At 38.7% G+C, this 26,097-nt stretch carries 17 protein-coding genes, 2 pseudogenes and 1 CRISPR repeat array; of the genes and pseudogenes, 4 read left to right on the top strand and 15 right to left on the bottom strand.

The annotated features are described in order from the left end of the window. Window positions 1–2 precede the first annotated feature (2 nt). Complete coding sequence (cas5b, locus tag NA23_RS07795; RefSeq protein ID WP_033192115.1) at window positions 3–689, bottom strand: type I-B CRISPR-associated protein Cas5b; 687 nt, start codon at window positions 687–689, stop codon at window positions 3–5. Window positions 690–695: 6 nt separating this feature from the next. Continuing rightward, window positions 696–1,616: a type I-B CRISPR-associated protein Cas7/Cst2/DevR gene (cas7i, locus tag NA23_RS07800; protein WP_033192116.1), complete on the bottom strand. Its 921-nt coding sequence runs from the start codon at window positions 1,614–1,616 to the stop codon at window positions 696–698. A gap of 128 nt (window positions 1,617–1,744) precedes the next feature. Between cas7i and NA23_RS07805 the strand changes: the two are divergent. Both NA23_RS07805 and NA23_RS07810 read left to right on the top strand, forming a co-directional pair. After that, window positions 1,745–2,673, top strand: a pseudogene (locus NA23_RS07805) (DDE-type integrase/transposase/recombinase). A 119-nt stretch (window positions 2,674–2,792) separates the two neighbouring features. Further along, window positions 2,793–3,722: a DDE-type integrase/transposase/recombinase gene (locus tag NA23_RS07810; protein WP_033192800.1), complete on the top strand. Its 930-nt coding sequence runs from the start codon at window positions 2,793–2,795 to the stop codon at window positions 3,720–3,722. Between the two features lie 21 nt (window positions 3,723–3,743). On the opposite strand, the gene cas8a1 is transcribed toward NA23_RS07810, so the two are convergent. Next, entirely contained in the window at window positions 3,744–5,474 is a 1,731-nt protein-coding gene (cas8a1, locus tag NA23_RS07815; protein WP_033192118.1) for a type I-B CRISPR-associated protein Cas8b1/Cst1, read from the bottom strand. A 1-nt stretch (window position 5,475) separates the two neighbouring features. Beyond that, window positions 5,476–6,195 (bottom strand): CRISPR-associated endoribonuclease Cas6, encoded by a 720-nt coding sequence (gene cas6 / locus NA23_RS07820; RefSeq protein ID WP_236938692.1) that lies wholly within the window; start codon window positions 6,193–6,195, stop codon window positions 5,476–5,478. 677 nt (window positions 6,196–6,872) lie between these two features. On the opposite strand from cas6, the gene NA23_RS07825 reads away from it, so the two are divergent. Then, entirely contained in the window at window positions 6,873–7,037 is a 165-nt protein-coding gene (locus tag NA23_RS07825) for a hypothetical protein (protein ID WP_249477016.1), read from the top strand. 439 nt (window positions 7,038–7,476) lie between these two features. Here the strand turns inward: NA23_RS07825 and NA23_RS07830 are convergent, their stop codons facing one another. The 3 genes from NA23_RS07830 to NA23_RS07840 all read right to left on the bottom strand — a co-directional run bounded on the left by NA23_RS07830 (window position 7,477) and on the right by NA23_RS07840 (window position 13,228). Further along, a complete protein-coding gene (locus NA23_RS07830) occupies window positions 7,477–8,061 on the bottom strand; it encodes a M15 family metallopeptidase (RefSeq protein ID WP_249477020.1) in 585 nt (194 codons plus the stop codon). Between the two features lie 467 nt (window positions 8,062–8,528). Beyond that, window positions 8,529–8,813: a hypothetical protein gene (locus NA23_RS07835; RefSeq protein ID WP_062946238.1), complete on the bottom strand. Its 285-nt coding sequence runs from the start codon at window positions 8,811–8,813 to the stop codon at window positions 8,529–8,531. A gap of 50 nt (window positions 8,814–8,863) precedes the next feature. Further along, a CRISPR array of direct repeats spans window positions 8,864–11,180; the repeat unit is 36 nt; unit sequence CTTTCCATCTCTTTCAGAGAGAATCACCTTTCCTAC. A gap of 608 nt (window positions 11,181–11,788) precedes the next feature. Then, a complete protein-coding gene (locus NA23_RS07840; protein WP_033192120.1) occupies window positions 11,789–13,228 on the bottom strand; it encodes a TIGR02710 family CRISPR-associated CARF protein in 1,440 nt (479 codons plus the stop codon). Between the two features lie 588 nt (window positions 13,229–13,816). Between NA23_RS07840 and NA23_RS10720 the strand changes: the two are divergent. Continuing rightward, window positions 13,817–13,983 (top strand): annotated as a pseudogene (locus NA23_RS10720) (IS5/IS1182 family transposase); the annotation flags it as partial. A gap of 461 nt (window positions 13,984–14,444) precedes the next feature. On the opposite strand, the gene NA23_RS07850 reads toward NA23_RS10720, so the two are convergent. From NA23_RS07850 to NA23_RS07885, 8 genes are all read right to left on the bottom strand, one after another. Continuing rightward, window positions 14,445–16,445, bottom strand: a complete 2,001-nt coding sequence (locus tag NA23_RS07850) for a S9 family peptidase (RefSeq protein ID WP_033192122.1) — start codon at window positions 16,443–16,445, stop codon at window positions 14,445–14,447. A gap of 260 nt (window positions 16,446–16,705) precedes the next feature. After that, complete coding sequence (locus NA23_RS07855) at window positions 16,706–18,442, bottom strand: HD domain-containing phosphohydrolase (protein ID WP_203225709.1); 1,737 nt, start codon at window positions 18,440–18,442, stop codon at window positions 16,706–16,708. Window positions 18,443–18,613: 171 nt separating this feature from the next. Continuing rightward, window positions 18,614–18,991 (bottom strand): hypothetical protein, encoded by a 378-nt coding sequence (locus NA23_RS07860; protein ID WP_249477023.1) that lies wholly within the window; start codon window positions 18,989–18,991, stop codon window positions 18,614–18,616. Between the two features lie 167 nt (window positions 18,992–19,158). Further along, window positions 19,159–19,353 carry a hypothetical protein gene (locus NA23_RS07865; RefSeq protein ID WP_033192124.1) on the bottom strand — a complete coding sequence of 65 codons (195 nt, stop codon included), beginning with the start codon at window positions 19,351–19,353 and terminating at the stop codon, window positions 19,159–19,161. A gap of 278 nt (window positions 19,354–19,631) precedes the next feature. Further along, entirely contained in the window at window positions 19,632–20,057 is a 426-nt protein-coding gene (locus NA23_RS07870; protein WP_249477025.1) for a M15 family metallopeptidase, read from the bottom strand. 102 nt (window positions 20,058–20,159) lie between these two features. Next, window positions 20,160–23,600 carry a reverse gyrase gene (gene rgy / locus NA23_RS07875; RefSeq protein ID WP_203225710.1) on the bottom strand — a complete coding sequence of 1,147 codons (3,441 nt, stop codon included), beginning with the start codon at window positions 23,598–23,600 and terminating at the stop codon, window positions 20,160–20,162. A 10-nt stretch (window positions 23,601–23,610) separates the two neighbouring features. Next, on the bottom strand, window positions 23,611–24,639 hold the full coding sequence (gene recF / locus NA23_RS07880; protein WP_033192126.1) for a DNA replication/repair protein RecF: 1,029 nt from the start codon (window positions 24,637–24,639) through the stop codon (window positions 23,611–23,613). A gap of 362 nt (window positions 24,640–25,001) precedes the next feature. Continuing rightward, a complete protein-coding gene (locus NA23_RS07885) occupies window positions 25,002–26,054 on the bottom strand; it encodes a hypothetical protein (RefSeq protein ID WP_033192127.1) in 1,053 nt (350 codons plus the stop codon). Window positions 26,055–26,097: the final 43 nt, after the last annotated feature.

Here is a 26,097-nt window from a genome sequence, read left to right on the forward strand (position 1 = left end):
ATTTAAGAGCTTGTAAGACTCTCAGGTTCCTTATGGAAGAAAATCAAATCGTTTTCATTGTCGATGTATGCAGTAGCAGAGTTTAGAAAGGTGCCTTTTTGCACATGGTAAACGTCTACAAGCTCCTCCCACGTTCTTATCCCGTTTATTATCTGATACTTGTATGGAATTTTGTAGAATACACCTTTGTCAACTGCGTTGTAGAACGTAGGTATGTAGAACGAATTTTTTAAAAATCTCAATTCATCCTCAAGATCATCTATCGAAACCTTTTGAAAGTCAACGAAGTCGGCTCTCTTCAAAACAACAAGGTCCTCCGCTCTTCCAAGAGATATTGTTTCATTAGTTGAACGTAGTGCTTCTAATATCCTTTCCAAAATAGGTTCGTGGCTGTAGACATGAATAATAAGTTCAACGTTATACAAAAGCAGGACGTTTAAAGGGAACTTTGAAGGTTTTTCGTTGTCTGATTTAAATGAATAAAATGTCACGTAGTTATTGAAAATTGACTCATAGGTTCCTTGAACACTTACACTCATATCAATAAATCTATCCGCGTTTAAAAGCTTGTGCATCATACCTTTTATTGTTGAATACGGCGGTAGCGGGTATGTCTCAGCGACTTTGAAAGCGAACGGTTTCTTGTAACACGCTGTTTCCTGATACAAATGGAGTTTTAAACATTTCATACTAAATCACTTCCCATTTGAGTTATAGTATTCCCTCACCTTCGCTTTCAGAAGTTCGAAAAATCTATAAATATCCCCGTGATTGCTGTCCTCTACCAATTTAGCTATTTCATCTTCATTATCAAACAAAGAACGTTTTATTCCTACCAACGTATCATGCTTTGGTGTATATCCATCGCCAATGAGTTCAAACTTTGCATTAAGAACTTCTTCCAGAGGTTTGCAATCTATGTAAAACTTTCCAAGCGAGGTTTTCAGTTTCAAACTTCCCAAAAACAGCGGACTTGGTATTGGGTAAACGCCACCGATTGAAAAAACTGGAGCCAAATTTTCAATACGTCCTCTAATTTTTCTGTTTAAAACCTTCAAAATCTCAAGCAACTGCAGAACCCTTTCCAATCTTTGTTGTTTTTCAAGCACAATATCACCGTCCACTCCTACTTTATCAAGATCTATAGAAACCGTGTAGCTATAAAAACTCAAATGATTTTCAATGTTCGCAAGATTCGGATTTTCCCCGATCCTATCGGCCAATCCTTTGTTCGTTAGTAATTCTAAATCTCCTTTATATGGCTCAAGCGAGATTGCATGCGTTAGTCTTACGACTGCCGATCTCGTAACACCAGCCTCATTTTTTTGAGTCTTCATATATCCGAAAAGATCCATCTCAACAGAATCCTTTATAGTTTTCTCTTTACTGAACTGTATCACGTCTTGATTTTTGTCCACAACATTCAGGTCCCAGCCGTACATTTCCGCTCCAAGCCTTACAATATCGTACCGCAAGGCCTGTCTGGAGATGTATGTGTACATCTGTCCGTTCCCACGAGTTAATTTTTTGAGCTCAGAGTAATTTCCAGTACCTTCCCCATAGTTCAAACTTCCCGCTTCGAAGATGAACGTCGCTGTTAAGAACTTCTTTTCCATGATTTCGCCCCCCATTATTTTTTTGATGCTGTTAACTAAAAGTATTGAAAATTTCCAAAAACCGTATTATCTTCTTATTAGTGGAACACCCCCCACCATCAATTCTCACAAAAAGGAGGTACTCCACTATGCAAAATTCTGTAGTCTCTTGCCCCAAATGCGGCTCTACCAACATCTACAAAAACGGTCATGATAAGTACGGTAACCAACAATACTTTTGCAAAGACTGTAAGCGCACTTTCAGACTTGTTCATTCAAAAAAACACAAGCTCTTCTCTTTCCCTTATCCTAAATGCCCTGTCTGTGGAAAAACTATGCAAATCCACAAAATCAAAAAAGCCTTCGTTAAGTTCCGTTGCCGTTCTTGCCATACCAGAGACGAAATCCCAACTAACTTACCTCAATTTGTCCCTCTTCCTTTCGACTCTTTCAAGTTCTTCCGTTTCCCTATCTTTATTGTCCTTAAAGCCTTCGTCCTTTATTTCAAAGCTGTGTCCTTGCGTTCCATCAGAGACTCACTTAATATCAAAGTCTCTCATGTCGCTATCTACAAGTGGATCCTTAAGTTGTCTTGTTTCTTTTCCATCCTCGTTCCTGTAGATGCTTTCAAAGTCCATGGTGATGAAACTGTCGTTTTGTTTAAATCCAAAAAGTACTATGTTTGGTTCTTAGTTGACCATGAGACGAATCTTATTGTTGCTTGGCATGTATCCAAATATCGCGATATGGGTCAAGTGAAGATATTGTTAGAGAAGTTCTTTGGTAACAACGAAAGAACAATCGAACTAATTACAGATGGACTTGGTGCGTATGGTGCAGTGAAGATACTATACAAGAATATCAATCATATTGTTGTGAGACTTGGGCAAAACAATCAATGTGAATCGAAGTTTTCCTTATTCCAAGACTTTGTACGAGCCAAGCGTGGATTTAAGAATATTGAGAATCTTCCAATGTACGTAAATAGCTTTTGTGTAGTGAGAAATCTCTTGAAACTGAACGGAATGATATTGCGCGTGTTATGAGTGTTCTATTGTCTTCCATCACTACAAGTTAACAGGATCATTTTTTTGATGCTGTTAACTAAAAGTATTGAAAATTTCCAAAAACCGTATTATCTTCTTATTAGTGGAACACCCCCCACCATCAATTCTCACAAAAAGGAGGTACTCCACTATGCAAAATTCTGTAGTCTCTTGCCCCAAATGCGGCTCTACCAACATCTACAAAAACGGTCATGATAAGTACGGTAACCAACAATACTTTTGCAAAGACTGTAAGCGCACTTTCAGACTTGTTCATTCAAAAAAACACAAGCTCTTCTCTTTCCCTTATCCTAAATGCCCTGTCTGTGGAAAAACTATGCAAATCCACAAAATCAAAAAAGCCTTCGTTAAGTTCCGTTGCCGTTCTTGCCATACCAGAGACGAAATCCCAACTAACTTACCTCAATTTGTCCCTCTTCCTTTCGACTCTTTCAAGTTCTTCCGTTTCCCTATCTTTATTGTCCTTAAAGCCTTCGTCCTTTATTTCAAAGCTGTGTCCTTGCGTTCCATCAGAGACTCACTTAATATCAAAGTCTCTCATGTCGCTATCTACAAGTGGATCCTTAAGTTGTCTTGTTTCTTTTCCATCCTCGTTCCTGTAGATGCTTTCAAAGTCCATGGTGATGAAACTGTCGTTTTGTTTAAATCCAAAAAGTACTACGTTTGGTTCTTAGTTGAGCACGATTCGAATCTTATTGTTGCTTGGCATGTATCCAAATATCGCGATATGGGTCAAGTGAAGATATTGTTAGAGAAGTTCTTTGGTAACAACGAAAGAACAATCGAACTAATTACAGATGGACTTGGTGCATATGGTGCAGTGAAGATACTATACAAGAATATCAATCATATTGTTGTGAGACTTGGGCAAAACAATCAATGTGAATCGAAGTTTTCGTTATTCCAAGACTTTGTACGAGCCAAGCGTGGATTTAAGAATATTGACAATCTTCCAATGTACGTAAACAGTTTTTGTGTAGTGAGAAATCTCTTGAAACTGAATGGCAATGATATTGCGCGTGTTATGAGTGTTCTATTGTCTTCCATCACTACAAGTTAACAGCATCATTTTTTTGTTTTCCTACTCAATACTCTCATCGTTATTCTTCTGTTCTCCGAGAAGCCCTGATACATAAGCATATGCTAACGTTTCAAAATCGACTTTTGATTCATTTATCATATCAAGCACTATCTGCGGCACAGGTAATGATTGACTTACATGCATACGAATCAAACTGTCCACAAAACCGTTCTTATCCCCAGCCCTGGCAAAATTTAGAAGTCTGTAACTTACTCCTTGAATCTTATTTTCTGCAGCTCGGTTTCTAAGTACCCTGTGCAGTTCCTGACCGCTGTTATACGCTTTGTTTACAATCGCAAATACAACCCTCTTTTCTTCTTCCATACCATCCCCTCCTCGGTATTTTCTATACAAATCAAGCAGTGATTTCAAAATAACCATTTTGTATCCATCGTACGCTGCATTGCCCTTTTGCTCCACAGTTTCCTCACGCAATCTAACGTATATAATGTCGGATAAAGAACCACCGAAAAGAATTCTTGAAAAGAAGGCATTCCTATGTTTTACACTACGGATTTTTTTGAATTCATCTACCTCGTTGATAAGAAATTTTGCTGTACCCTCGTCGAAGTGAGTGTACTTTATAACTGACTTTTTAGATTCGTACCTTGACAGAAACTCAAAGACCATAATATCGTTTAAGTAAAACTTTGCCCTTTGCTGATGGTACTGAATAGCACTTTGCACAAAACTTTCAAAGAAATGTTCATCACCGCTTTGTAACCTTAGTAAGTTATTATATTCGATCAACTTCTCCAGATTGTCACTAACGTTGATAAATGCGAAAAAATCGGTTTGACCAAATTGCTGTGTATCGCTGCCCACAATAGTCGCGAGCGAATCAAAATCTCTCACTTTTGTTGCCCCTGCTGGTGTGCACATAAGTACAAGAATGCACAAATTACAAATAGGATACGCGACGTTGAAGTTCCACATAAAATTGCGTGCCACCTTTGTCATTCCAAGTGGAACAAAGAAATTACCGAAAAAACTATCGTCACTCACCTCGGCTTTGTGACTTTTACATAACATACACGTATGAACGGGCTTTGACTTTCTTGATCTTGAATTCTCTTCAAAAAACCTTTCATCGCTTGTTTCTTCTTTAATTAACTGCTTCACAGGTTCCACAAAGTCTTTCTCAAAGACCTCAACGTGCTTTTTAAATCCCTTGGATGCCATCGTCTTTTGCAGAAAGCTTATTTGACCAAAGAAGTTATCATAAAAATCATTTCTCAAGTAAGTAAGACCTATTTCTCTTCTCAAGCCATCTTCCTTTAAAACAAGTCTCAAAATCTCTTCCAGATACTCACACGCTTCAGAAACCTTAGGTTCTTCTGCGTCTGATTCTAATTTCTTTGAGCTTTTGCGTTTGGCAGAAAATACAGTGACTATTTCCGACAATCTATTTTTATACTTTTCCTCAATCATGGTCGATACCTTATCTAATAAATTTTTTACAGACCTACTCGTCAAAAAGTTTCTCAAACCCTCAGCATCTTCCACACTCTTGATTTTAGAAAGTCTATTGAGCATTCTACTAAGCTGTCTGTCTGTGTAAACTTTGGTAAAATAATCAAAGTAATACTCCCCAAACTTATCTAACACCTTCTCATCAAAGAGCAAATAATTATCAATAACCTCATATCTCGCTCCGACATACTCTAAGATTCTCTGCAATCCCAATAATCCCATATTGAAAAACCATTCATTCATATAAACTTTGACCACTTTACATCACCTCGACTACCTCAAGTAAGCCGAAAGCCTCTGCACGCCTACAAGAAAGCCCAAGCTGGTATATCAAATTTAAGTCCTCAGGATCACCGGACAATAAAAATTCACCATACCAAGAGTTGACATAGTATTTCTTATTTTCAATTAAGTCGTCTCCAAGCTTAACCACTCTCTTTTTCATATCAATCGGTTGAAACTCAAGAGACTTCTTAAGTCCCCTTTTACGAAAGTTTTTCAATATTAGATCTGCATAGTAGTTCAAGTTCTCAACAAACTGGGCATCTCCTACATCCAAGTACCTGCCTTGTTTATCTTTTATACAAATTGGCGAGATCGTCTTAAAGACGACCTTCTCAGTCAGTATTAACTTCTCATTCAACATAGAAGCACTTATCAAAGAGAATTTCATACCCTTGTAATCAAAAGACTTTAATGAAATCATGCCGTTGTAAAGGTGAGTAAAAAAAGTAGGATCTGGTGTCGACAACCAGAACTCGAAGGGGCTTTCAAGTCTAAATAGTTCATTTTCAATTTTGTAAGATCTTAAGACGATTGCAGTGCAAAAGGGTTTAGCTTTCTTATTGTTCTTTTGTTCATAGTAGAACAGTTCGCTATAGTAATCATAACTAGAATTCTTAAGAGCTTCCTTAACTATACCAAGTGTCAAAAAGTTGTACGAAACAGGAAATACTTCCCCACGCATAACAAATTTCACTCTCAATGATATCACCACCTTAAATGGATGTTACTAAAATATTCAGTTACAGTTCTAATATACTCTTTTTCTGTAACGCCAATATTACTAACATGTTACTCATTGTTGTTCCAAAGCCCTGAATGTGCATTTTAACGTAAAATCAGCGATTGAAGACCTGGCTTGATAATAAAAATCTTCGCTACCCATCACAAATTCATGTCTTCTAAGTATTATAAACGACCAAATTATATAATTCTGACACCTACCGCCTATTTCATCTCGTTTAAGAATTAAACCTTTCCTATTTAGTTCAATCTCCTTTTGTGGTTTGAGCTGTACTCCATAGCCTTAACTCATGCCTAAGCAATTGCTTCGAACATGTACAAACCTTGGTCATCGGACACGAGACACAAAAACAAAAAAGCTGGGCGAATTATTCGCCCAGCTTTTGTTTTATCTTCCAGTTATTCTAAATAACGCCCTTCTCAAACCATACAACTATTTCTTCCAACCTTCTCAGTCTGTGTATTTGAAAAGTCTCAATCGTTTCTTGTTCGTAAACCCAGAACCGTTAGCCCAGAAAGGTATTTCATCAACGACTTCGTAGTCTTTTTCTTCTTTCAAAATCTTGAGAAGCTTTTCTTTCTCTTCGCCGTTTAATTTCCAAAACTCACCAGCTTTTAGAATGAGATATTATGTCAATATACGGTCCAAAAATTGGAATTATGGGCAATGCAAGCCTCTCAGGTAAAATAGCAAATACAATAAATGGAATGGTATTAGTGTACACTGCAACAGAAAACATTTTATCCCAAGTTACATACTCTATTCCTATACCAAGGTATGGAATCAAAAAGTAGACGTTTCCAGATTAGAGGAAAAATTCCACCCAGGCCCAGGAGGGTAATCAAAAAGTCTTGATAAAAATCCTTGAAACAAGAAACCGATTACTTGATAAAGAAGCGTCTTATCTTCTTCAGCTTTTGGCAGTAAGAAAGACAGTGAGAGTATTCCTATCTTAACCGGGTACTATTTGTTTTGTTTATTTTCTTCATTGAGTGAAAGTTTCGCAGCTACGATGGAGCGCTGAACTGCTTACATCACTTTTGAAGAACTAACGAGTGTTAAATAAGCCTTATCGTTGATAAGTCTTAGACGATATTGGAGAAATCCAAAAGATACTTCTTTTCATTCACCCAGGTCGAGGTTCAAATAACTATCTTTCTATCAAATAAAAAACGACAAAGTACTCACAAACATTTTTGTTGAACACCTTGGTTAGATGTGGTCTTTTAGGTTTTACTCAATTATCAACCTATCTAAATGATTGAAGGTCGCCACTTTGCGCCAGTCTTTCATCTGAATGTGGACTTTGTCTGAAAGCCCTTTCCAAGTACCGCCCCATTCCATACCTAATCTTAACGCAACTTCGCCACATCTTTGCCAAAGTTCATTATTGTTCCACTGAGGTCTGCCATTAACAACCGGAACAAAATCTGCTGCCAAACCGTAGTTATGTGCTGAAACACGGAGTCTTGTGACAATATATCTATTTTCTTTTTCTCGTAACAAAGGAAGACCTACTTCTTTACGCTTTTCATTTACTATCTCTAGTGGTTGTCTCCCTTGAGCATACAAAGCCTGCTGCCTTTTTTTCGAACGCCAAGTTTCATATATCCACACACTGATTCCTTCCTTTGAACACTCTCTAACAAAATCTTCAACATATTTTCTAAATTGATAATTTAAACTACTTAATCCTATCTCCAACTTAACCTCCCAAACAGCTGGTTCCAAGAGTGTTGGAATTAGAAGAAGAATGATGACCACGATTACTATTTCTGAGCTTGCATATCTCAAATCCTCATCCCGTCCTTTATACAAAGCCTTTCAGAAGTATTTTATACCCCACAGCACCTCCTTTCAACAGATGAAATTAAACACAAATGAGTACAAATAATTTAATTAGGAAGAATATAGCATAATAATTGCCATGCTCTCTAAGATATAACCTTTCTGGCTCTTGCTGTTGTACATATCCTCCAAAGTGCTCCATTTTATCAATTTCTCGATTTTCAGTTGACACAATAAACTTGAATTTTTCACCATCTTTTGTGATGTAGTGGTATGACGACGACCCTGTATCTGTTAAAATCGTACTCACGATATGCTACCCTGATTCGGTCAGTGAATCTGAAACTTCCACGTTTGTGAGCTATTTTACTGATAGTATTGAATAATATTCTTTTGAACTCTTGGTAGTCTGGTGCGGTAATACCGAATGAAGACTATTAATGCAACGTGACATCGAAATCCCCGCGGCAATTATCAAGCTCATCTAAATATCTCAGTCAAATATAAAGTATCTTCTCATATGCTTCGTCAAATTCTTCGTCTGTGCTGACAAACAAAGCAAGAATTTCATAGCTGTATTTATCAGTCACTGTATCAAGCAAAAGCTTGGGTTCACGGAAAGCATTTACTACTTCATCAATCACAAATTCTACTATTGGGATAATATCTTTAAACTTCTTCAAATACCTTATAGCCTTATTCGTATACTTCACACCGTAACTTTCAGCCAGTGCAATCAGCCCGCTGAGTGCTACGATATCTCTGTACGGCCAGAACGCCATACTCCCACATTCCCCGATAATGTGTAGGTTTTCAGATATATGACCTGCGCGTTTCCATCTCTTTCAGAGAGAAGTGCCTTTCCTACGGTTCCTGGAGGAATGATTTCCTCCAGGAACCTTTTTTTCGGTTTCCATCTCTTTCAGAGAGAATCACCTTTCCTACAAGTAATCGTATGGATTTTATTCTTCGCAATCGTTATTTTCGTTTCCATCTCTTTCAGAGAGAATCACCTTTCCTACGGGCTCTAGTATTTGAAGCCCTCAGAACTTATGCTCGTGGTTTCCATCTCTTTCAGAGAGAATCACCTTTCCTACTTTTCGTTGAAAAGTCAAAAGTTTATAAAACCAGCAAGCAGTTTCCATCTCTTTCAGAGAGAATCACCTTTCCTACCGTTTGCTGACTTCTTAAGAATTGTAAGACTAATCAAAAAGTTTCCATCTCTTTCAGAGAGAATCACCTTTCCTACAAAAAGACACTGATTTTTGAGGGTGCAGGATGGGCAGGTTTCCATCTCTTTCAGAGAGAATCACCTTTCCTACAAAAAGCCAGAAGGTTTTTCGAATTTAAAGACGGCATCGCGTTTCCATCTCTTTCAGAGAGAATCACCTTTCCTACATTTGGAACCATATTCCCATGAATGGTACGTTTCTATGCTTTCCATCTCTTTCAGAGAGAATCACCTTTCCTACCTTCATCGTTCTGTGGTACGTTTACGAGACAAGATTAAACTTTCCATCTCTTTCAGAGAGAATCACCTTTCCTACTCGAACCATATTCCCACGAATGGTATCCCACAATGCGATGCTTTCCATCTCTTTCAGAGAGAATCACCTTTCCTACTGAAGGACAATACGGTTAAGATTGTTGCATACGTTTTACGGCTTTCCATCTCTTTCAGAGAGAATCACCTTTCCTACAAAATTCGGCATTAAGCTAATATCAACACACATTCACAGTCTTTCCATCTCTTTCAGAGAGAATCACCTTTCCTACAGCGAAATTCCAACAAAAGCCAGAAGGTTTTTTGAAGTGACTTTCCATCTCTTTCAGAGAGAATCACCTTTCCTACCCCATGAATGGCGTCTCTCAATGCGTTGTTTCGAGCTCTCCTTTCCATCTCTTTCAGAGAGAATCACCTTTCCTACGAATCGGAGTGCCTGTTGATATAGCAAAGAAACTAGATGGCTTTCCATCTCTTTCAGAGAGAATCACCTTTCCTACAAGTACCTCGCACTGAAGGGCAAACCGGAATAAATTACATCTTTCCATCTCTTTCAGAGAGAATCACCTTTCCTACAAATGTTGCAGACTGGTGATTACCAGTCTGCAATAGGGCACCTTTCCATCTCTTTCAGAGAGAATCACCTTTCCTACTTTTATTATTTTGTGGTACGTGTACGAATCAAGATTAAACCTTTCCATCTCTTTCAGAGAGAATCACCTTTCCTACGGTGCAAACTATCAAGGTAGTACCAACATTCGAAAGTTACCTTTCCATCTCTTTCAGAGAGAATCACCTTTCCTACGCAAAAAAAATAAAAAAAGGAGGTGAAACCCCATGCGGCGGCTTTCCATCTCTTTCAGAGAGAATCACCTTTCCTACATGAATGAATTAGTAGAATTAGCGCGCCACGACGGCGAGTGCTTTCCATCTCTTTCAGAGAGAATCACCTTTCCTACTCGTACCTGAGAGAACCCATGCTTAAAGCCATAGAAATCTTTCCATCTCTTTCAGAGAGAATCACCTTTCCTACTCGTAGTAAGTGAGATGTTGGGAATCGAGGTGATTCCCAACCTTTCCATCTCTTTCAGAGAGAATCACCTTTCCTACAAATAAAGTTCAAGAACAAGTATATTGGAAATGTAGATTTACTTTCCATCTCTTTCAGAGAGAATCACCTTTCCTACAAGACAGTTGGCTGCGCGGATAATCACCGAATTAGATTACACTTTCCATCTCTTTCAGAGAGAATCACCTTTCCTACGAAACTTTTGAAGATTCGTATGTAGAAACTCAAGGATATCACTTTCCATCTCTTTCAGAGAGAATCACCTTTCCTACGCGTGCTATTAGCTTTGCCATCTTCTGCGTCTGTATACCATCTTTCCATCTCTTTCAGAGAGAATCACCTTTCCTACAACAGGATCAGTGTGTCCCTCGAAAGAGGTGATACACTGCTTTCCATCTCTTTCAGAGAGAATCACCTTTCCTACATCGACATAACTGGCAATCAGATGCTGATGGGACTGGATGGCTTTCCATCTCTTTCAGAGAGAATCACCTTTCCTACTATATACTGCAAACGGTTAGGCAAGCTACTCATAGTCATCTTTCCATCTCTTTCAGAGAGAATCACCTTTCCTACCGTATCCTTCCAAAATAAGCATAAATAAATATATTCTGGAATGCGATTTTCCCTACCCCCAATCTTAGCGTGTTTAAAATTTGTTTGTGGTTGACTAACAGTTGCAGATCTTCTAATATCCATGCTGATTCCCTACCGGTACTTTGACTTGTTACCACTTGCATAAGCATCAATTCTAACCGTTCGTTAGTTTTTCACTTTGAAATATTGTTGTAACAATAGGTAGGGAAAAGTTGTTCGTGATGCGAATGAAATTTTGGAACGCTGATGAATAAACGCTTTTTGTAAAAACATACTTTGAAAATAGTTCAAAAATGAGCGAGTACCAGCACAAATACGTGATTTTCGACATATTAGAGGTGATAATTTTGTTGTTGTCAATGACCGTAGGTATTGATAAATAAACGATGTTCGGAGTTTATCTCATTTACTGGCTACCACTATGCTGGGCGTTTCAACAGATGTTTTGGTACAATCAAATTTTAGCATTTTTTGAGTGGTGATGTCAAGTTGAAGATGATGGAAAAAAAGACAGCCCGTTCTCTGAGAGTTCAACCAGAGAATGGGCATAAGTGAGCGGAAGAAAATTAACGGTGTATAATTAAGGATTATAATTCTTCAAATCTTAAGATCCCTTTGTCAATTTTTAGCGCTTCTACAGAGAACGAAACATCTTCTGATTTTTTGATTGTTTTCGCCAGTTTTTCGGCCTTTTCTTGCAATCTTTCATTTTCCCTTTCGCTTGGAGTTTTTAGACCGTGTATTAATAGCGATGCATTTCTTGCCTCCAAGTTCCAGCAGAGTTTCTTTATACTTTCTTGATCGAATACTTCTTTTACTGCGTCATCATTTAGAATGCTTAGGTAAACGACTAATTCAAGTAGTCCAAGTTTGGGTTTGAATTTTATTGAATCAGGTGGCTGGTTAAGGAGCGTTGATAGTTTTTGTTTAAGCATTTCCAGTTCTTGTGAGGGAATTTTTTCTGTTTCAATTGGTTTGTCTAATTCATGTATTCTGTGCTGGAGTAGTAGTTCTAAGGCTCTGTAAGAGTACAATGCTGATAATGCCAGTTCTTCGTTTTTTGATGCTTCTTTACTTAGCTTGAGCAGAGTCTCAGATAGTCCTATAACACCTATTTTGTTTTTGTAATTCTCTGTTTCAATAAATTCGTTCATGTGTTTGAGTAACTCTGATTGTTCGAAAAGATAATTGTAATTAAGTATTTTTAAATGTTTTGAATGTTTTTCGTCGTTTAATTTTTCAATGATCTGAACTGATTTTTTATACGCTTTTTGGAAGTTTAGGTTATACCAAAATGCGTACATAAGGCTTATGTCTTCATATATTTCGTATTTTTTGCTACCTGTTTTTTCTCTTGCTTGTAGGAAGTATCTTTGAGCTGAGATGTAGTCTCCTTTTTCATAATGTTCAAGAGCAAGTAGTAAGTCTACATCTGCTAATACTTCGTGAGGACTTTGGAGTATAACCATGCGTTCGCTTCCTGCTTTTGGTCTTCTTACTTCAACATCGTATAGGTCGTTGTCAACATAGACTACTCGCAACTTGTCAAAAAATCTTCTGAAAAAGAAACCTGCCGCTCCTAAACCTGAACTCATTGCTTTCGTTCCACTTGTGAGGTCAAGCGCTACCCATTTGTCCGGATTCTTTTCAAGTATTTTTATTACTTCATTGTATATTGCTGCAACGTCGCTTTTACCTACTTCGATGGGATAAGTCTTTTTGCCCGTTTCGTTTTCAAGTTTGGCTATAAACGCCTTTGTCTCCGGAGTGTGTAGTATATAAATCTCATCAGCCTGCGTACCAAGAATAGCAAGAATCGTCGCTTCTGGACTGGTGCCCAAAGTGTGGATCGATATGTCGAATTTCTTTGGTGCTGGAATAACCTTAGGTCTTTCTTTCCAGAGTTGTAAGAGTATGGGCCATACTTCTTCTTGGTATATTTTTTGAGCGTTACCACCCTCCTTCACTTTGGTTTTGTACTCTTCCCACTTTCTTTCAAGTATTTCCTCAAGCGGATGGTTTTCCATACCTATGCACCTCCAGGTTTGAGATACTATTAAGAGCCGAACTCCACATTTAGAAAAGACATTTGAGCTTGCATGAACAATAACTGCTGTTTATAAAACCACTCCAATATTGTAAACTCTTAAAACGTTTAAATCTGACTTCCTGATGGTGTGCTCTTTGTACTTAGTATACCAAATAGTTTACATTTTTCACTCATTCTCAGTAATACCGAACATTTTTGCCAATTCAGACTGCTCTTCGAGCTTATTTTCCAAAAAAAGTAAACTGCTGTTTGTATCTTTTATGAGTATTTCAAAAGGAACCAAAAAAATTGCAATTTTCTACTCTTCGCATGTTCATTCTTTATCATACACAGTTTGTTAATTTGCATTTTAAGTGGCTTTCTACAAAACCCATTCTCTTCTTTAGGACTCAAAGTGTTGATAAAGTAAAGCTTTTTCGAGTGTAGTTACACACAAGAAGAACTTTTTCAAAACAGGCTCTTATTCTTTGTGTCACAAAGGTTAAATCACGCACAGAACTTATCAAATTCATCTTTGTATAGTAGGTTGCCACTCACAACCATTTTGTTAAAAAATCGAAAAGGTATTGATTTTAATTTCAGATAGACTTTGTTGAAGACAAGTGCTGCTTGAACAATTGTAGACCAAGTTGGCTTTGTTGTGTTAACTAAGCTTACCATAATCACATATATTCTCAGCGCAAAATCCGTGTGCCAAACCATAAAGGAAGTACAAACAAAATTGCATATAGATGATTTTTTGCATTTTCTGATACTGTTCCTCACTTCAATACGTTTAGTAAGAATTAGGTTTGTATTCAACAACGAAGACAAAAGGATACAAAGAATTCAAATGGATCAAAAGTATGCTGAAAATATGAAGATTTAGGTAGGTGTATAGATATCAAGAATCACACGAAGGTAATCATTCGATATGTATGGGAAAAATATAGAAAGCACGGAATGAGGTCGATGATAGGTATAGAAAAGATGCATACGCAAGTGTTATTGGTTTGTGTTTCAACATAAAGAAATCTAAAATAGAAAAAGGAAGCTTTGGGAAGGGCAAAAATTTGCGAGTTTTATTCGGAATTTTTCTCAAAAGTGCTTTTGGCGATGATAAAACCACACTTTCATTTATCGAAAAGTGGGGTTAAAAGTCAGAAACATCCCTTGGCTTTTCACCAAGGGATGTTTTGCGGTCTTTGTATAGTTTACTTCAGATAATTCTCAAACCACCCTACAATTTCCTTCAACCTTCTCAACCTATGCAGCGGCTTACCACTCCTGCTCAGGTCGTGGTTTTCTCCTTTGAATATCACTAATTTTGCTTCAACTCCGTGGTATTTGAGCGATGTAAACATCTGGATTGCTTCAACAAGCCAGCAGCGGTAGTCTTCATCAGAGTGGATGAAAAGTGTTGGTGTTTTAGCTTTGTCTGCGTATTTCATCGGTGAGTGCCACCAGAGTTTTTCAAAGTCACTCCATGGTGTTGCTAATTGCTGGTCTTCGACAAAGAAGTATCCAATATCCGTCGTTCCGAATTTGCTTATCCAGTTTGAAATGCTTCTTTGGGAAACTGCCGCCTTGAATCTATCCGTGTGGCCGATAATCCAATTGGTCATAAAGCCGCCGTACGATCCACCAGTTACTCCTATCCTATTCTCATCAATGAATTCGTATTTTGCTATTGCCTCATCCACAAATTGCATGATATCTTCGTAGTCTATTGTGCCGTATTTTCCTCTGATGTCTGCGAATTGATTGCCTCTTCCGTCACTACCACGCGGATTGCAGAACATGACAACGTATCCTTCACTTGCAAGTAGCTGCATTTCGTGCATGAAGACTTCTCCATAGGCTGTCTTCGGTCCACCGTGGATTTCTAAGATGGCAGGGTATTTCTTCCCAGGTTCGAAGTTAAAGGGCTTCATAACCCAGCCTTCGATTGTTGTTGTTTCATCTTTTGTGGTGAATGTAAATCTTTCTGGTTTGGATATGTATTTCTCCTTTTGCACCCATTCGTTGAATTGTGTGATTTGCCTTTCCTGTTTTCCAACAAGCTCGTAGATTTCTTGAAGTTTCATGTTTCGCAATCCAACAAAGAAAATCTGTCCATTTACAACATCAAAACCATCGACCGAACCAGTTTCGAATGTGAGCTGCTCAATGGTTCCAGAGAGGTCTATTCTAAACAACTGAGCATCGTGCCATTGCGTGCTCACAAAATACAGGTACTTACCATCAATTTTAATAGCTCTGTTTCGACCAAATCTGCAGTCGCTGTTCACACTGTTGCCGATGCTCGCATCAAAATCAGGCGCTATCGGTTCTACCCGATTACTTGAGATATCGAGTATGTAGAATTGCGGATTTTCGTTTATTCCATATCTTCGCATGTCGCTTCCAGCGAAGATTACCTTCCCATCCACAAACTCAGCAAGTTCGTACATGAAGTGGTCGTGGTGAGTCAATTTAATCGATTCATCTTTTTGCGCATCGTAAAGGTACAAATCATTAGGCATTTTCATGACGTCTTTGAAGGTATTGGAAATGTACAGGACAGCATTTCCATCGGGGCTGTCAGAGATGTACTCTACGTTGGAATATTCGTCGGTGATGGGGCTGATTTGTTGGGTTTGAATATTGTATTTGAAAAGTCTCAATCGTTTCTTGTTCGTAAACCCAGAACCGTTTGCCCAGAAAGGTATTTCATCAACGACTTTGTAGTCTTTTTCTTCTTTCAAAGATTTGAGTAGCTTTTCTTTCTCTTCATCGCTCAATTTCCAAAACTCACCAAGTCTGTGGTCGTACACTGCTGTGAATAGAAAGACCTCATCGTTCAATTTCTTTAAGCGCTCGACAAAGAACGGCAGTTCGAAAGTGCGCTTTGCTTCGCCACCTTCAACGGTTATTTCGTAAAACGGTGTTACTGGCTCACCGTTTTCTTTCCTCTTTCTGTCTTTTTCCTCTCTCCATGAGACAAAGAGAATCCTTGAGCTATCCAACCAAATTGGTGAGCTGTCTTTGTTTGAAGATGTGAGCTGCGAGAGTTTACCTTTCTGAATATCGTAAATCCAGATGTTAGAGGTATAACCATTCTCATCTTTATTCATATCATGAACAACAAAAGCAAGTTTCAGTCGATCAGGAGAAAGTGTTAATCCAGAAATAAACTTGAATTTCAACAAATCATCGAATGTTATTTTTTCCACAAAAGCCACCCCCAATTAGTTCGTTGTTCGTACTATTATACCATATTTTCTCGCAAGAACAAAAAATGCTCAGAGTACATCTTATTGATTCACATATCGCTCTTTAAGCGTTCGCACATTCTTGAAAACAAACTGACGGACTGTTAAGAAAAAAAGGACGGTTGAAAGCACCGTCCTTTTGAGCGTTTTCCAAAAATTTTGTACAAAAATGTGGCGCAAGTTTTTTGGATATGAGACGTTTCAAATGCGCAGAATTTTTTTCACTGCTGATTTTTTGCTTCGTCAGAGTCGATAATTTTTACTGTTTCTTCTTCTACGTCTTTTAATTCATTGTAGATGTTGTATATCTTATCAAGATTTTCTAAAAACAACTCAACTAACTTGGGATCGAAGTGTTTTCCAGCTTGTTCTTGAATGATCTTTACTGAATCTTCGAACGAAAATGCATTTTTGTATGGTCTTTTCGTAGTTAACGCATCGAAGACATCTGCGATTGCAACTATTCTGCCTTCTATGCTTATCTCCTCGCCTTTCTTTCCTCTCGGATAGCCGCTGCCGTCCCATTTTTCGTGATGGTCAGCTACTATATTTATTGCTGTTTGCAGGGCTTTTTCACTTATAAATTCCTGGCTGTTCTGTGCAAAATTTTTGAGGATCATCTCACCTATACCGACGTGCTTTTTCATTATTTCCCATTCATTTTCATCGAGTTTTCCAGGCTTGAGCAGTATTCTATCTGGTATGCCAACCTTTCCTAAATCGTGTAACGGAGAGAATTCGTATATTTCCCTAATCAGCTTGGGTTCCAACTTTAGTGCCTGCGCTAATATTCTGGAATATTCTGCAACTCTTTTGATGTGGTTTCCCGTTTCGTTGTCTCTGTACTCCACAAGGTCAAGGAACGACCCACCAAGGTTGGCTATTATTTTCTGGAGAGTCAACGCGTGGTAAAGCTTGGGAGAAACCAACAACGATATTATGTAAAACAGTTTTCCGTCTTCCTCTGTGAAGTGGTTTGGTTCGCTGGCGGATAAAAATAAAAATCCTATCACACGATTGTTTACAACAGCAGGTACTGTCATATTCGACAAAAATCCCTCTTTGACTATGAGCTTTGCACTTATCGAGTCGACTTTTCTTAAATCTTTTATTATCCTGTATTTTATATCTTCTTTAATTATTCTTCCAAGGGAAGTCTCATCCAATTTCTGCGCAAAACCTTTGTTAAGAAATGGTACTTTGTCTTTTTCTACAAAATACACGCTTTCGGCAATGGCTAAATCCCCAGAAACTAAAGCAAATGAGAACCTTCCTGCATCGAAGAAACCACAAACATGTTCGCCTATTACTTTTACGTAGTCCTCGAGTGTCTCGACGTAAGGAAGTGACCTGAAATACTGGACTATATCGTATCGTAAATTCACTTCTCTTACTAATTCGTTTAAAATTGCATCTTCTTCAGATACTTCTGGTTCGATTTGTGGAATCTTATCTATGTACAGCGATTCATAAGTATTTTTAATTGTATTGTATATCTTGGAAGCTTGTGAAATAACTTGCCGGTAAATTAACTCGAAGAGAAAGTAGACGAAAGCAAACAAAAAGAAATAAAACACCAAGGACCACATGAAACTTCTGAAGCGGTTTGTCAGCATCTTTTGTTCATAACTGGTCATGTGCTTTGCAAATTCTCTGATTTGCTCATCAACGACTTCCATTTGGTTTGACTTTAAAGCATTTTCGAAAACTGTGTAGTCGTATTTATATTTTTTCATATAATCTATCAAATCCGCTGCGAATGATTTATCAAGAACAGCACGGTTGATTATCCTGAACGTTTCTTTAATCTGCTGGTATTCTTTATTGGCTTTCAGTTGAAATATACCAGCTACGGATATGCTTAATAACAGTAGTATGGCAAGTAAGAAAAGTGCTCTTCTAATCTTCTCCAAATTCTTGAACACAGACTTTTTCTTGTTACTTTCAGATTTTCTCATCATATTCTTACCTCCATCGGATTGTGTTACCTACGAAATATCCGTATCTTACTTAACTCAAAGCGTATTGCTCATTCTTAAAAAGTAAGGCAAAAAAAGATTTTTTTAATTATACCACAAGATAGTGCAGAAAAATATTTATTTTTATTTAACATACGTTGAGTGAGAAATTCAAGAACACACGAAATCCAATAGATTTCTGAAATAGCTATATCCAATCGCATAAGAATAAAGGTACACAAGCAACGTTATCCCCAACCTCCAGCCACTTATCTTGTTGAATTTCTTCAATATCGAATTCACACTTCCCACCGGTTGTCTTTTGCTTTTCTCTTCCTTTTTCTCACATACGTCCACTACCAAGCTTCCTCTGTATCCTTTGTCTCCTATTACCTGTTTGCTTTCTATCGCTTTCTTCAAGCATCCACTTTTCTTTAGCTTTTCTCTCAACGATGTTAGTTCATGCTTGCTTCCTGGATGATACCATATGTCGTATACTACACCTTCTTTATCGCTCAACACCATCACTAAAACTTTGCAGCTTTTCAAATTCAATCTGTTTTTGATAAGGCACACTGTATAATTTCCTTCTTACCCAGAAACTTTTGCCTGACAGCCTTCTTATTTTATGTACTCTTGCTCTATTTGTACTTGCTACCGGCATTATTGTTCCATCAACTATCAGCCAATTTACCTTCCCTAACCTATCTTGTGCTTTATACCTCAGCTACTGCTGCAGTAACTTGTGTTCTCTTTGTGTTCGTTCTTTTCGAAAGATGTTTTATGATTTCACCTAATAGCCTTGCTACTTTGAATACTGGTGATGAGATAACGTATGAAAGCACATACAACGTAGCAATCTGGGCATCTGTTAGTTTGGGTTTTCTACCAGTACGGTTTTGCCCTTTCAAAACCTTCCTCTCAAACAGTTGGAATTCGTGAAAGATTGTGTGGTATAATTTTTCTAAGTACCTCCCTTGGGGTGATTTTTCGGTTCAGATATATTTTACTTTTCCCAAGGGAGGTTTTTACTACCTTTCTAATTTCTCACTCAACGTATTTGTTACTGAGTATTATATAATATAACTTTAAAGAAATGCAATAAGAAAAGTTCGTAAAACAAACTTTTAGTAGTTCCAATCTTACCTTTAAACAAAAAAGCCCATCCTGTGTCGGATGGGCTATATTTTTATTTCACATATCTTTTCCAATTTCTCATCTGTAAATGCGGATAATCCGGGAAATCCTTCCAACTTCCGCCCCACTCTATGCCTAAGCTCTGAGCTATTTTGCCACATTTGTTCCAAAGCTGGTAATCATTCCAAACCGCTTTTCCATCGATCAGTGGTACGAAATCGGCAGCTAAGCCGTGGCAGTGTGGGGAGTCTTTGAGCATCGTTACAACCTTGTTTTCGATTTCCTTAATCGGTCTTAATCCTGCCTTTCTTCTTGCTTGGTTCACCACTTCAAGAGGTGCCCTGCCTTGCAGATAGAGAGCGTACTGTTCTTCTTTGCTTCGGTACGTGTTGTAAATCAATACTTCTATATTTTCCATTCTGCACTTTTCAACAAACCGTTCGACAAGAATTCTAAATTCTGGCTTTAACTTTTGCAAACTCCTGTCCATGCTTTCACCCAAGAAGATGTATCTACCAATGTAAAAAGAAAAAGCCCGTCCACGTTCGGTATGGGACGGGCCTTTTTGCTTTTTTGCGTACTAAATTTTCTCCAGCTCTGCTTTTAAACTTCTCAGTATTTCTTGGTAGTTTGCTTGTGCAGTTTCTACTTTGTCCATAAGCTTTTCCAATTCGCGCGTGAAGTTTTCGCTGACGAATTTGAATTTTTCTTTGTCTGAATTGAAGAACTGGTAGACCCTTTCTCCCAGTGGGGTTGGGAGCAAGAAACCATTTCTTTCTATCACATATCCTCGTTCAAGCAACCTACTCACGATTGTTGCGTACGTGGAAGGCCTGCCAAGTCCACGCTTTTTCATTTCTTCAACGAGCGAACCTTGTGTGAATGGATAGACCTTTGGAACCGCTCGAATGAATTTGTTGTTAGAAACGTCGATGCTTCCTTCCGGAACTTTCACAAGTTTTATCGGGAAGAATTTATTGAATCCTTCTTCTACAATATCTTCGTATACTTCCATCTCTTGCGTCTTGTTGACTACTTTGAATGTAACGTCGTAACCTTTTAGGATAACGTTCTTCATTTGAGAAGCGATGAAACGCTTGAATATGAGGTCGTAGATAGCAATGTGGTCTTTTGTGAATCCTTCAAGTTCGCCAGAATAAATCATGGATTTGATATCTTCAATATCCAAGGCTCTTGTTGGCCTGATACATTCGTGTGCGCCACCTTCGCCCCAAGTTCTTGGTTTGAAGAATGTCTCACCGAAATTTTCTGAGATGTACTCTTTCGCAACGTTGATACCAAAGTCGGAAACGCGTGTTGAATCTGTCCTGTGGTAGGTTATAAATCCGCGTTCGAAGAGGTCTTGTAGCACTTCCATCGTTCTGGAGACCGAGAGTCTGTATTTTTCCGATGCATCTTTCAAAATCACGTCTGTTGTGTAGGGAGGTAGAGGTGCTTTCTCAATTGTTTTTTCTTCACCTTTTATTACTTCAGCTGTTTTTATTTCGTTATAGAACCTTTCAGCTTCTTCTTTGTTTTCGAATTCAAATTTCAACTCTAATCCGTCTTTTGAAATTGTCACGAGATATTTTTTCTGCTGACTTTCTTTTGCTCGTTCTATCACCCATCCAAGAACAGGTGTCTGAACCCTTCCAGCTGACAGGTTGCTGCGCCCAAATGTTTTTTGGAGCAGTTGGGATAGTTCAAATCCGACCCACCTGTCCGATATTCGCCTGACAACCTGCGCTTTTACGAGGTCTTCATCGACGTCCCTATGCTCCCGCAGTGCGTTCAAAATCGCACGTTTTGTAACTTCATGAAATTCCATACGCTTTATATTCATCGCATACACACTGCACAAGTTTTTCAAATCCCACGAGATCTTTTCACCTTCGGTATCAGGGTCAGTTGCGATGAGTATCTGCTCAAATTCTTTGCTTGCCTCTCTGATTGCATCAACGATGTTTTCTTTCCCTTCGATGGTTTCGTATATAGGGACGTATTTAACACGGCCGTTGGATGCATTTTCTAATACTCCGAAATAACCTTCCTCTTTGTTTAGGTCGAATACATGCCCGAAGGACGCGGTGATGACAACGTATTTGTCTTCGGTTATCACTTCGTATAGTTCATGCCCTTCGAGGCTTCTGGAAATTGGCTTTCCAAAGAAGTTTGCAATGGTTCTTGCTTTGTGCGGTGATTCAACGATAACAAGCACAGGCTTCAAGAAGTCGTCTCTTCTGCCTTCTTTCTTCCTCACACGTTCTCTATCGCTGTTGATTTGCTCGATGATACTTTCCAAATCAACGCTTTGTGCATCTTTGAACACGACATCCGAGCTGAACCACCAGCGCAGTTTTCTGATGAGGTTGTTGAAGACTTTCTTGTCGTCCACAAGTAAGTAGCTCAAACCCTTCGAGATACCACCAACGAAGAGTCTTGAAGTACGGCCTGAGGCTTGGAGATAACCGGTGACGTCAGCCACCACCAGATACCACTTGCCATCCTCTTGCCTAAGTGAAATATCGTCAGCGGATTTTATCTTTGAAGCAACCTTTTCTGAAAGGATGAAATTCTTAATCTCTTCTCTCAGTTTCTCAACACGTTCTTTTGGCGGATTTGCAATATTCCCAAGTTTACTGAGCTCTTTCATCCACCTATCTACCGTTGGTGTCCAGTTTTCCAATTCTCTATCCCTTGCTATAAGAGGTCTTAGTGTGGAAAGAGCAAGGAGGATGTGCTTTACATTTCCTTCCAAGTCCAAGCTCACTACGATTTTCGGAACGCCGTAGAATACGGCGTACCGAATTATTTCTGGAAGGTCCAAACCTCGTGCTAATGGGTTTCTGTAAGAAGAGATGCCTATCAGCACTTGTATTTCTTTATTTTTGTACTTCTCCAATATTTCTTCCGAGAAATTTTCATAGCTTTCGCTTGTGATTCCAAATCTTTGGAAAAGTGCTTTTAATTCGTCAACTTTTTCTTTTCCGTAGTCCGAAGAAACAAAAACAAGCCCACCATCACCGAATTGCTTTATCTTTTCAACGAGTACGCTTTCCAATTTGGCTTGGTCTGGACCGACATGCTCGTAGATATCCTCTACGTTTCTTAAATAAAACACTGGCCTACCTACGTCGAATGCAAGAAGTTCTTTGAAGAGTTTTATCCTTTCTGATTTTGGATTGCTCGTAGCTGATGACACAACCATTACACCTTTCGCTTTCTTTGAAATTCTTCTCACTTGCTCTCTTAATGAGTTAATCTCTTCAGTATTTTCTTCTGTGATATTTCTTCTCATTCTAATGTATTTCATCGCCAATTCAATATCCCTTGGCTCAAAGCCAAGCAAATACAACGCTTTGTCTATGTTCTTCGCTGTCTTCAAAAATGAATCCACATCGTCGACGAAAATGAAGCTGAAATCTCTGGGGATAAGGTCGACATTTTTGTAAAGGAACATGGACGTAGTGACAAGGACTTTGAATTGGCCATTTGCAAGTCTTTCTTTATTCTGGTCCTTTTCTTTCTTCGACTCTTCTATTCCAATAACGAGCAAGTCTTTATCTGGAACTTTGCCTTTTAGTTTTTCATAGCTTTGCAAAAGCAAAAGCCTTGTAGGAAGGACGATGTACGATTTTTTGTTGTGCTTTGCAAAGTATATTGCGGAGGCAAAACCCCAGGATGTCTTACCAATGCCGGTTGGTGCAAGAAGTGCAAATGACCTTTTCAAAAGCAATTTTTTCGCCCAGAATTTTTGCAATTCCCATGGCTCAAATCCTACGTATTTTTTGAATGTCTCTTCCCATTCGGTGTACTCTTGGTTTAGGTTGCAGAACTCTTTCAACCCTTCCAGATTACTTAAACGGCAAAGGGCTCCCTTGCCATCTATTTCTTCGCTTAAACACTTTTCGCAAGGAAGCCCTTTAATTAACCTTATTGAAGATATGTCACCACTGCAGTTCGGACAGAGGTTTTTGAATACAGCTTCTAATGTCGCATTCATTGACTGATTGTCCGCCATTTTCACACCTTCACTCCCCAAGCGACAAACCTATGTTGTGTGCACCGAGCAGTGGTGTTATCGAAGCGATAATCACCTGACCAGAGAGGTTCGATATGAACTTCTCAAGTAAGTGCGTATCAAGCACGTTGAATGGTTCGTCAAACAAGAAGACAGGTTCGTAGTGCTTTGTCTCTTCAATCAGTTTCTTGAACGCAAGCACTATTGAGAGGTAAAGCAAACGTTTCTGACCTTCGGAAGCATAGTGTCTTGCAAGAAGCTCTTTGTAGTACAGTAAATAATCATCCTGAGAATGCGGACCTATTGTTGTTACCTGCTCGGCTATGTCTTGGTCAATGTAATCCAAGAAATTCTTCCCTTTGAATTCGCTTTTGTATTCAATTCTAAAGGTTTTGTCAAGGTATTTTGAAAGTTCTTGAACCATCTGTTCTCTTTTTTCCACAATCTTGTCAGCCATAATCTGCAGATCTTTAGCTGTTTCAATCAAGTATTCTCTGTCAATCATCGAAGGATCTTGTTTTAGATATTCATTCCTTTCATCCAAAAGTTTTTCATATGCACGAAGAGTTTCGTAATAGTCCAGGTCAAGCAAAGAGAATATCTCATCAAAGAATTCCCTTCTCTGAGCAGGACCGCCATCTACCATCGAATAATCCCTGAAGCTGAAGGGGATAGCGATAAAGACTTCTTGAATATCCCTGAATCTTTTGACCTTCGAACCATCGAGGTAAGCAACCTTTTCCTTCTTGTCATCTTCTTGCACGTAGACGATCTCTATCGTGTGCTTTTCATCACCGCTGACTATCCTACCTTTAATCTCGAAGTGCTTCTCTCCCATCTTCAAAACTTGGTAATCTCTCGCGCCTCTGAAAGAGCGGGGGTTGGACAAATACGCAACGGCCTCCAAAACGGAGGTCTTACCTGAACCGTTAGGACCATAGATAACGTTTATCCCGTCACTGAAGTGAACAGTATGCTCCGAAAAGTTCCTGAAGTTTTTCACCGTGAGTTCTTTGATAACCATCTTTTTCTTTTCCATCCCTGTCACCCCCATACTCGAAAGTTTATCCGCTTATTCATTCCGAAACATATTTTAGCATTTTTATTCAAAAATTCAAAATGCGTACGAAATCTTGAGTTCTAAGTCTCTCATAAATCCGTGCGCTCCAAACACTTAACTTTCAGACTCGAATGATTTTTGAGCAATCTGAAATATTTCTACACCAAGATTTTGAGGGTATATTACCAAAAACTTTACCAAAGTGTTGAATCCCAATAGCTTAGGATAAAGAGGAAAGATTAGAAAGGTTGGACTTCAAACTTTACAGTACGTTAGCAAAACTATTCACATGGCTCTTCAAACGTTTAAAAACACCGGGCATCTCTGCCCGGTGCTGTTTTTTATCTAGCAATTCTGCCTTGTTGATAGCCCATGCTCGTTCTGAATATGTATTGTAACAAGAGTCCATTTTGTGCATATTCATATGATGCGATTTTTACTCCTTGAATATATACTCCCGTCTGTATTCCGCCCATCTGTCCTTGACCTTCAACCATCCATCTAAGCCCTATTTCAGGTATGCTTAGTATTTCGCCTTTCAGTAACTGCGGATTTATGTAGTTTGGTCCTATTAGGTCCGTTCCCAATACCTTAGACCGAGAGCTTGTGTAGTTTGTGATAGCATCGCTGTCGAATGAGTAGATTCCATCGGAGACTTGTTTGTCGAAATTTATATTGACCTGAAAGTAGGTCATTATCATCCCCGTCATTCCTTCGATTATCGCCCCTTGGTAAGTGTAATTATTTCTGAGAATTTCTTGCGGAAGTCTGGAAATTGGGAATTGGACATTCGTTATTTTTATCAAATCCAATTGTCCAACTGATGAGCTTGTACCGGAAGTGTTTTCAAGAAAACCACTTGAAACTAATACTCCTTCTTTGCTGAGAGTATAGTTGTATCTGGTAAATCCGTAATAATCTCCGCTTGCGTAGGCAAAGTAAAAACCACCGTCTGGTAAGTATCCTCCTTGGACTTCGACACCCACAGGTGAAACACGTGCGATTTGTGAGAGAAATTCAGCGAGCGATTCTAATTCAGCAAACTGGATTTGTGCAATCTGTGAACTGAAATCGATGTTCCCTCTAAGGTCAAATGTGATGCGCCATTGCAAACCAACAACAAATCCGCTATTTTTATCAATACCTACCACTATTTTTACGTTATATCCTTGCGTGCTGTATGCATCTACCCCTTTTGTACCTGTTCCTACCTGCTCTTGATATACGAAAACCGTTCCCACTTTAACCCAGTCGGGCGGTTTTGGAAATCTACCGTAGGCTTTGTAGTATTCTTGGATATAGAGTGGTAGTGGTTCAACGCTCTGAGCAAGCAAGCTTACTACGACAAATAGGAAAATCAAAAGTACCGATATTTTTGCGACCTTCCCTACCATGCTCTCCACCTCCACGTACTTCAAAGTGGTTCTTCTAATCATT

Source organism: Fervidobacterium islandicum, assembly GCF_000767275.3.
Classification (GTDB): domain Bacteria; phylum Thermotogota; class Thermotogae; order Thermotogales; family Fervidobacteriaceae; genus Fervidobacterium; species Fervidobacterium islandicum.

Excerpts from the sequence above, each read along its gene's own strand:
- cas5b (WP_033192115.1), bottom strand. The coding sequence starts at position 689 with ATGAAATGTTTAAAACTCCATTTGTATCAGGAAACAGCGTGTTACAAG.
- cas7i (WP_033192116.1), bottom strand. The coding sequence starts at position 1,616 with ATGGAAAAGAAGTTCTTAACAGCGACGTTCATCTTCGAAGCGGGAAGT.
- NA23_RS07810 (WP_033192800.1), top strand. The coding sequence starts at position 2,793 with ATGCAAAATTCTGTAGTCTCTTGCCCCAAATGCGGCTCTACCAACATC.
- NA23_RS07825 (WP_249477016.1), top strand. The coding sequence starts at position 6,873 with ATGTCAATATACGGTCCAAAAATTGGAATTATGGGCAATGCAAGCCTC.
- NA23_RS07835 (WP_062946238.1), bottom strand. The coding sequence starts at position 8,813 with ATGGCGTTCTGGCCGTACAGAGATATCGTAGCACTCAGCGGGCTGATT.
- NA23_RS07840 (WP_033192120.1), bottom strand. The coding sequence starts at position 13,228 with ATGGAAAACCATCCGCTTGAGGAAATACTTGAAAGAAAGTGGGAAGAG.
- NA23_RS07855 (WP_203225709.1), bottom strand. The coding sequence starts at position 18,442 with ATGAGAAAATCTGAAAGTAACAAGAAAAAGTCTGTGTTCAAGAATTTG.
- rgy (WP_203225710.1), bottom strand. The coding sequence starts at position 23,600 with ATGGCGGACAATCAGTCAATGAATGCGACATTAGAAGCTGTATTCAAA.
- recF (WP_033192126.1), bottom strand. The coding sequence starts at position 24,639 with ATGGAAAAGAAAAAGATGGTTATCAAAGAACTCACGGTGAAAAACTTC.
- NA23_RS07885 (WP_033192127.1), bottom strand. The coding sequence starts at position 26,054 with ATGGTAGGGAAGGTCGCAAAAATATCGGTACTTTTGATTTTCCTATTT.